At 35.4% G+C, this 7,324-nt stretch carries 15 protein-coding genes; all 15 read left to right on the top strand.

Annotation, left to right across the window (positions count from 1 at the left end; all coding sequences use genetic code 11):
* A partial coding sequence (gene tuf, locus DM84_RS03670; RefSeq protein WP_250778388.1) for an elongation factor Tu occupies positions 1 to 1,169 on the top strand: 1,169 nt, incomplete at its 5' end.
* Positions 1,170 to 1,183: 14 nt separating this feature from the next.
* Entirely contained in the window at positions 1,184 to 1,537 is a 354-nt protein-coding gene (gene rpsJ / locus DM84_RS03665; protein ID WP_250778390.1) for a 30S ribosomal protein S10, read from the top strand.
* On the top strand, positions 1,534 to 2,259 hold the full coding sequence (gene rplC, locus DM84_RS03660) for a 50S ribosomal protein L3 (protein WP_250778387.1): 726 nt from the start codon (positions 1,534 to 1,536) through the stop codon (positions 2,257 to 2,259). The genes rpsJ and rplC overlap by 4 nt, the downstream gene beginning before the upstream one ends.
* 2 nt (positions 2,260 to 2,261) lie before the next feature.
* Positions 2,262 to 2,876: a 50S ribosomal protein L4 gene (gene rplD / locus DM84_RS03655; protein ID WP_250778386.1), complete on the top strand. Its 615-nt coding sequence runs from the start codon at positions 2,262 to 2,264 to the stop codon at positions 2,874 to 2,876.
* Positions 2,873 to 3,160: a 50S ribosomal protein L23 gene (locus tag DM84_RS03650; protein WP_250778385.1), complete on the top strand. Its 288-nt coding sequence runs from the start codon at positions 2,873 to 2,875 to the stop codon at positions 3,158 to 3,160. Before rplD ends, DM84_RS03650 begins: the two co-directional genes overlap by 4 nt.
* A 1-nt stretch (position 3,161) precedes the next feature.
* Entirely contained in the window at positions 3,162 to 3,986 is an 825-nt protein-coding gene (rplB, locus tag DM84_RS03645; protein WP_250778384.1) for a 50S ribosomal protein L2, read from the top strand.
* Between the two features lie 3 nt (positions 3,987 to 3,989).
* Entirely contained in the window at positions 3,990 to 4,274 is a 285-nt protein-coding gene (gene rpsS / locus DM84_RS03640; protein WP_250778383.1) for a 30S ribosomal protein S19, read from the top strand.
* Between the two features lie 5 nt (positions 4,275 to 4,279).
* Positions 4,280 to 4,630: a 50S ribosomal protein L22 gene (rplV, locus tag DM84_RS03635; protein ID WP_250778382.1), complete on the top strand. Its 351-nt coding sequence runs from the start codon at positions 4,280 to 4,282 to the stop codon at positions 4,628 to 4,630.
* Between the two features lie 38 nt (positions 4,631 to 4,668).
* Positions 4,669 to 5,289: a 30S ribosomal protein S3 gene (gene rpsC, locus DM84_RS03630; RefSeq protein ID WP_250778381.1), complete on the top strand. Its 621-nt coding sequence runs from the start codon at positions 4,669 to 4,671 to the stop codon at positions 5,287 to 5,289.
* 11 nt (positions 5,290 to 5,300) lie between these two features.
* A complete protein-coding gene (rplP, locus tag DM84_RS03625) occupies positions 5,301 to 5,714 on the top strand; it encodes a 50S ribosomal protein L16 (protein ID WP_250778380.1) in 414 nt (137 codons plus the stop codon).
* 11 nt (positions 5,715 to 5,725) lie between these two features.
* Complete coding sequence (rpmC, locus tag DM84_RS03620) at positions 5,726 to 5,929, top strand: 50S ribosomal protein L29 (protein WP_250778379.1); 204 nt, start codon at positions 5,726 to 5,728, stop codon at positions 5,927 to 5,929.
* A complete protein-coding gene (gene rpsQ, locus DM84_RS03615; RefSeq protein WP_250778378.1) occupies positions 5,922 to 6,155 on the top strand; it encodes a 30S ribosomal protein S17 in 234 nt (77 codons plus the stop codon). Before rpmC ends, rpsQ begins: the two co-directional genes overlap by 8 nt.
* Positions 6,156 to 6,164: 9 nt before the next feature.
* Positions 6,165 to 6,524: a 50S ribosomal protein L14 gene (gene rplN, locus DM84_RS03610; RefSeq protein ID WP_250778377.1), complete on the top strand. Its 360-nt coding sequence runs from the start codon at positions 6,165 to 6,167 to the stop codon at positions 6,522 to 6,524.
* A complete protein-coding gene (gene rplX / locus DM84_RS03605; RefSeq protein ID WP_284706127.1) occupies positions 6,524 to 6,841 on the top strand; it encodes a 50S ribosomal protein L24 in 318 nt (105 codons plus the stop codon). The genes rplN and rplX overlap by 1 nt, the downstream gene beginning before the upstream one ends.
* A gap of 6 nt (positions 6,842 to 6,847) precedes the next feature.
* Positions 6,848 to 7,324, top strand: a 477-nt coding sequence (gene rplE / locus DM84_RS03600; RefSeq protein WP_250778376.1) for a 50S ribosomal protein L5, incomplete at its 3' end; no start/stop codon positions are given.

Below are 7,324 nucleotides of genomic sequence, written 5' to 3'. Positions count from 1 at the left end.
AAGTAGTAGAAGCATTTGGCAAGCCGCATGTGAATGTGGGGACAATAGGGCATGTGGATCATGGGAAGACGACATTGACAGCGGCGATAACAAAGTATTATGGGAATTTTGTAGCATACGATCAAATAGATAAAGCACCAGAAGAGAGGAAAAGAGGAATAACGATCGCGACAGCACACGTTGAATATCAGACGGAAAAGAGGCATTATGCACACGTTGATTGTCCTGGGCATGCTGACTATGTAAAAAACATGATAGTAGGCGCAGCGCAGATGGATGCGGCAATATTGGTAGTGTCAGGGGTTGATGGTCCGATGCCACAAACAAGGGAACACATATTACTGGCAAAGCAAGTTGGTGTTAAGCATATTGTGGTATACATAAATAAAGCTGATGTTGCTGATCACGATATGATTGGTTTAGTGGAGATGGAAGTCAGAGAATTGTTAACAAAGTATGGTTTTCCTGGAGATGAAGTACCAGTTATTGTAGGTTCGGCACTGAAAGTGCTGGAAGGTGACGAAAATAGTGAATATGGGAAAAAATCAATGGATAAATTGATGAAAGCATTAGATGAGTATGTGCCTGATCAGCCGAGGCCTGTGGATTTACCATTTTTAATGCCGATAGAAGATGTATTTTCGATATCGGGGCGTGGAACGGTAGTAACAGGAAGAATAGAAAAAGGAGAAATAAAGATGGGAGAAGAGATAGAAATGATAGGGTTAAAAGCGACGCAAAAGACGATATGTACAGGTGTTGAGATGTTTAAGAAGTTACTGGACAAGGGATGTGCGGGACTCAATGTGGGGATACTGTTGAGGGGGACAAAGAGAGAAGAAGTGGAGAGAGGGCAGGTGTTAGCAAAGCCAGGGACAATAATGCCGCATAAGAAGTTTAAGGCGGAGGTGTATATATTGAAGAAAGAAGAAGGAGGGAGGCATACGCCATTTTTTGCGAATTATCAGCCACAATTTTATATAAGGACGACAGATGTAACGGGGAGTATAAAATTGCTGGAAGGGAAAGAGATGGTAATGCCGGGAGATAATGTAAGTATAGAAGTGGAATTGCAAGCATCAATAGCGATGGATAAGGGATTGCGCTTTGCAATAAGAGAGGGTGGTAGAACTGTTGGTTCTGGTGTTGTATCTGAAATTTTGGAGTAGACGTGGTGGCTGAAATAGAACAAGTTGCATATATCATAAGTAAAGCTTTTGATTGTTCAAAATTAGAGAAATACGTTAGAGAGTTTGTTCGTGGATTTAAGGACAAATTTAAACATTCTGATGCAAAGCTATCAGGTCCGGTTGCACTACCAAGAGATAATTTTAAATTCGATGTTGGTAGGTCTCCTCATGTTGATAAAAAGTCTCATGAACAATTTGAAAAGAGAACTTCTGAGCGTCTGATTGTTCTATATGGCCTCACCCCTGCTATGATGCAGATGCTTGGAGATTCATCGTTTTTTCCTCCCCCTCCTCCTGGTGTAGAAATTTATTTAAAGATTAGAAAAGTCTTTAGGAAAGGAAAATGAAAAGAATGAATTTGTTGAAAAGAATTGGTTTATTGATGACAAATGTTGGTCATACTGCTATATACTCTGATAGTGGTCGCATGGTTGTAACTTTATTGCATCTTAGTGAAACTTGTATTGTTGATGTGAAAGAGCAAGGTAAATGTGGTTATAATTCGGTTATTTTAGGTACTGGAGATTTTAAAAATATTGCAAGATCTCAGTTAGAATACTTAAAGAGAAGAGGAATAAATAGTAAATATAGACTATATGAAAGTAGATTGAGTGATCTTTCAGGAATAGAGTGTGGTAAAAGAGTGGGAGTTAACCATTTTGTAGTTGGTCAATATCTTGATATTACAGGTTATTCTATAGGTAAGGGGTTTGCTGGTGTAATGAAGCGATATAATTTCAGTGGGCTTAGGGCATCTCACGGTGTTTCTATTGCTCATAGGTCGCAAGGTTCTACTGGTCAATGTCAGGATCCTGGTAGAGTATTTAAAGGAAAGAAAATGGCTGGTCATTTAGGTAGTAGCAGGGTAACTGTACATAACATGAAAATATTATCTATCGATCATGAAAATAGTATAATTGCTGTAAAAGGCAACAACGTTCCTGGATTTAGAAATTCTTACGTCTTTGTGAGAGATGCAGTTAAAAAGCCTTTACATAAAGATATTCCTTTTCCGGTAGGTCTACTGTTAGACGCAGATGATGATAATGCTAGTGGTTTGGTAAATTAGTTATGGAATATAAATTAGTTAATCTATCTAATGATAATATAGGTATTGCTCAGCTTAATCCTGCGATATTTTCCGTTAAGCAAAAATTGAGTATTTTGCATGATATAGTTAGGTGGCAATTAGCAAAGAAGAGAGCTGGTACTCACAAAGTAAAAGGCATCAGTGATGTTTCTGGTACAACAGCTAAGCCTTATAGTCAAAAACGTACTGGTAGAGCAAGACAAGGAAGCTTGCGTTCTCCTCAGTTTAGGGGTGGTGGAGTTATTTTTGGTCCTGTTGTTAGGAGTTATACCTATTCTCTTAACAAAAAAGTACGCAAATTTGGTTTAAAAATTGCTTTATCTCTAAAATATTTTAATAATCAATTAATCATTCTTGATAATTTGAATGTTGATGTGAAGAAAACATCTGAAATGTGTAAATATATTAAAAATTTTAAATTTTCTTCCTTTCTGATAGTTGGTGATTATGGAGATGAATTGCTACGTGCTACTAGAAACCTGCACCATGTAAACTTGATCAAGCCTATCGGGTTGAATGTTTTTGATATATTAAATCATGAATGCATAATGTTGACAAGTGATGCTTTAAAACATCTTGAAGGTAGATTGTTATGATTAAATACAATGATATAATAAAATGTCCTATAATTACGGAAAAAGCCTCTTTTTTAAGGGAAAAATTTAATAAATATTCTTTGTATGTTTTCATGAATGCAAATAAGCATAAAATAAAGTTGGCAATAGAGTCTCTATTTAGTGTTAAAGTTTCCTCTATAAATATTGTTAGAGTTAAACCTAAACGTAGGCGCTTTAGAGGCGTGGTTGGCTATGAAAAACAAAAAAAGAAAGTTTATTTTTCGTTGATGGATGATCAAAAGTTAGATATAATGAGTGTTTAATATGGGTATAAAATTTCTTAATCCTGTTACTCCATCCTCTCGTGGAACTGTGTTAGTAAGTAAAGTTGGTTTATCAAAAGATAAACCAGAAAAGCTTCTCACATTTGGTAAAAAGTCCAGTGGTGGAAGAAATAATTACGGTAGAATTACAACTCGCCATAAGGGTGGTGGTCACAAAAAGAAGTACAGAATTGTAGATTTCAAACGTAATAGAAATGATCAGGGTACAGTTGAGAAAATAGAATATGATCCAAATAGAAGTGGGTTTTTAGCGTTAATATCATATAAGAGCGACAATACGAAATCTTATATACTAGCTCCACGAAACGTAAAGCCTGGTGATGTTGTAATGTCAGGAGATGATGCTGATATATTGCCAGGTAATTGTTTATCATTGGGGTGTATACCTGTTGGTTCTTTTGTTCATGGTATTGAGCTGAAACCAGGTAATGGTGCTGTTATTGCTCGAGCTGCTGGTTGTTATGCACAAATTGTTGGTCGTGATGGCAACTATGTTTTATTACGGTTGAGGTCTGGTCAAGTTAGGTTGATTTTGTCTTCTTGTAAAGCTACTATTGGTGTAATGTCTAATCCTGATCGTAAAAATAGAAAATTAGGTAAAGCAGGAAGAAGTAGGTGGTTGGGAGTTAGGCCTGCTGTTCGCGGAGTTGCTATGAATCCAGTGGATCACCCTCATGGGGGTGGAGAAGGAAAGACTTCTGGTGGGCGTCACCCTGTTACTCCTTGGGGTGTTGCAACAAAAGGAAAGAAAACTCGGAAAAGAAATAAATTTAGTGATAAGTATATAAAACAATTGAAAGGTTAGTTTATGAGTAGATCTACATGGAAACCACCTTTTTGTCACCCATCTGTGCTAAAGTTAGTGAATAGAGCTTTAAAGGAGGGTTTTATTAATAAGGTGATAAAAATTCATTCTAGAGCTTCTGTGATTCTTCCTAGTTGTTTAGGTTTAAAATTTGCTGTTTATAATGGTAAAGATTACATTCCTGTTAATGTTAATGATCAGAATATGATAGGTCATAAATTTGGTGAATTTTCACCTACTCGTAAATTTACTGGACATAGTGGTGATAAAAAGGCAGCAAGAAGGTAGTTAGTATGAAAAACAAGTACACAGTAATTAAAGCTAGTTCTAGGATTTTAAAATCCACCCCTCGTAAATTAAACTTGGTTGCCAATTTAGTACGCAATAAAAAAGTTTCTTTTGCTACTGTGCAATTGAGGTTTTGCGAAAAGAAGGCTGCCGGTCTTATAGGGAAAGTATTAAACTCTGCAATTGCTAATGCTCAATATAATTATGGATTAGATATTGATAATCTATATATAAAGGAAGTTTTGGTAGGCAAGTCTTTTACTTTGCGCAGGGTGTTCCCAAAAGCTATGGGTAGAGCCAATAGAATTAGCAAGCATTACAGCAACATAACTATAAAGTTAGAGGAAATTGTATGATTTGTAAGAGTATAAAATTAGTGAGGAAGGTGTAAAATATGGGGCAGAAGGTTAATCCTATAGGATTTAGATTAAAAATAAATACTAATACCTGGGATTCTATTTGGTATGCTAATAAAGATTACAAAGAAAAATTGCATCAGGATTTGTCTATTCGCAGTTACATAAATGAGTCTTTTAAGCACGCTGGTCTTTCCAAAATAATTATAGAGCGCAAAGTTGATTTAGTGTCTGTGACAATACATTCTTCTAGACCTGGAGTGATAATAGGTAAGAAAGGCTTGGATATTGAGAAGGTAAAACAAAAGATAGCTGAGAAAGTAAAAAATAATGTGGAAGTGAATGTAGTAGGAATAAAAAGGCCTGAAGTAGATGCAGCTTTAATATCAAACAGCATAGCACAGCAATTAGAGAAACGTGTTTCATTTAGAAGAGCAATGAAAAAAGCTATTCAAAGTTGTTTGAGAATGGGAGGTGGAGGTATCAAGGTAAGCTGTTCTGGGCGTTTTGGTGGAGCTGAGATAGCTCGTACTGAATGGTATAAAGAAGGTCGTTTGCCTTTACACACTTTACGTGCTAATATAGATTATGCTTTTTGTGAAGCAAAGACTATATATGGTATTATAGGAGTTAAGGTTTGGGTTTATGTTGTTAATTAAGGCGTATTGAAATGTTTGTTCCCAAAAAGAGTAAGTATAGAAAGGTGTTTAAAGGGAGAATTAAGGGTAATACAAAAGGTGGTAGCACACTATCTTTTGGTGATTATGGTTTAAAAGCTATAGAAGCAGGTAGAATTCAGTCTAAGCATATTGAGACTGTGAGGCGTGTGATATCCAGAACGTTGAAACGTTCTGGTAAAGTGTGGATAAGAATTTTTCCTGATACTCCTGTTAGTAAAAAGCCAGCAGATGTACGGATGGGTAAAGGAAAAGGTAGTGTTGAATTTTGGGTATTTAAAGCTAAGCCTGGTAGGGTGTTGTTTGAGATTAGTAGTGATGTTCCCATGCATTTAGCAAGATTAGCGCTTGAAAAAGCAATTGCCAAGCTTCCTGTAAAATGTAAATTTATATCTAATCATAGTTGAACGGAGTTACGATGGATATAACTGACATTAGATTAAAATCCTCGCAAGAGTTGCATGAAATTCTTGTAAATTTGAGGAAAGAATTTGTTAATTTAGTTTTTCAGAAGAAATTAGGACAGTGTAGTAATATTTCGCGTTTTGGCTTGATAAGAAAGAGCATAGCTCGTGCTTTAACTATATTAAATGAAAGAAGGATAGAGGAAGAGAATGCCTAAGAAGATTTTTTGTGGTATTGTAACTAAGTCTGAGTGCGATAAAACTGTAAAGGTCTCAGTACTTCGGGTATATAAGGATAAACTTTATAAGAAAGTTATAAAAAAATATAAAAAGTATACAGCACATGATGAGAATAATAGCTGCAGAGAAGGAGATAGGGTTTTTATACAAGAACACAAGCCTATTTCTACTACTAAAAAATGGATTGTTGTGCGAGTTGAGTAAGGTGCTTATATGATTCAAAAAAATACATTGTTAGAAGTAGCTGATAATTCTGGTGCACGTGAAGTGCTTTGTATTGGCTTGTTGGGCGGAAGGAAGTCTGCATCTATAGGTGATACAATTATTGTGTCTACTAAATCTATCAACCCGAAAGGGAAGGTCGAAAAGGGAAAAGTATATAGAGCAGTTGTTGTTAGAGTGAGAAATCGTATTAGAAAATCTGATAACTCTGTAATTTGTTTTTCTAGCAATGCTGTAGTTTTAGTTAATAATCAAGGTGAGCCACTTGGTACTCGAGTGTTTGGCCCGGTGAAGAAATTACCGTCTAGTTCTTTTATGAAAATAATGTCATTAGCTGTTGAGGTTTTATAATGAGTGCAAAAATAAGAAGCGGTGATGACGTTATAGTTTTAACTGGCGGGGATAGAGGAAAAGTTGGTGAAGTAATTAAAATTATCACACGTGATGCTAAAAAAAAGGCTGTTGTTTCTGGAGTGAATGTACATAAGAAACATACTAAACCGAAAGCTGGTAGTAGTGGCGGTATACTAAATAAAGAATTAGCTATTGATATATCTAACATCGCAATATTAGACCCTAAATATAAAGCTCCAACTAGAGTAGGGTTTAAGATTATAGATGGTAAAAAAGTGCGTTTTGCAAAAGTTTCTGGGGAAGTAATAGACTAGGTTGATATGTTTAAAGAATTGTATAGAGATAGTATAGTAAAATCCTTGAAGGACAAGTTTAACTACAGCAATATGATGCAAGTACCTAAGCTTGTCAAGGTATGTATTAATATGGGTGTTGGAGATGCTGCTACGGACAGTAAAGCAATAAATGAGCCACTTGATGATCTATATTTAATTGCAGGGCAAAAGCCTGTATCAACGTTTGCAAAAAAATCTATTTCTGGTTTTAAGATAAGAAAAGGCGCTACAGTAGGTTGTAAAGTAACTTTGCGTAGAGATAAAATGTATGAATTTTTAGAAAGATTGATATATGTTGCTTTACCGAGAGAAAAAGATTTTAGAGGATTTAGTGTAAAGCAATTTGACGGTAATGGTAATTTTTCCTTTGGTATAAAAGAGCATATCTCATTTTTAGAAATAGATTACGATAAAATAAGTAGGATTAGAGGTATGGATATCAATATTATAACAAGTACGACT

The sequence above is a fragment of the Wolbachia pipientis genome, from assembly GCF_023661085.1.
In the GTDB taxonomy this organism is placed as follows: domain Bacteria; phylum Pseudomonadota; class Alphaproteobacteria; order Rickettsiales; family Anaplasmataceae; genus Wolbachia.
This window is presented reverse-complemented; position numbering and strand designations above follow the sequence as displayed.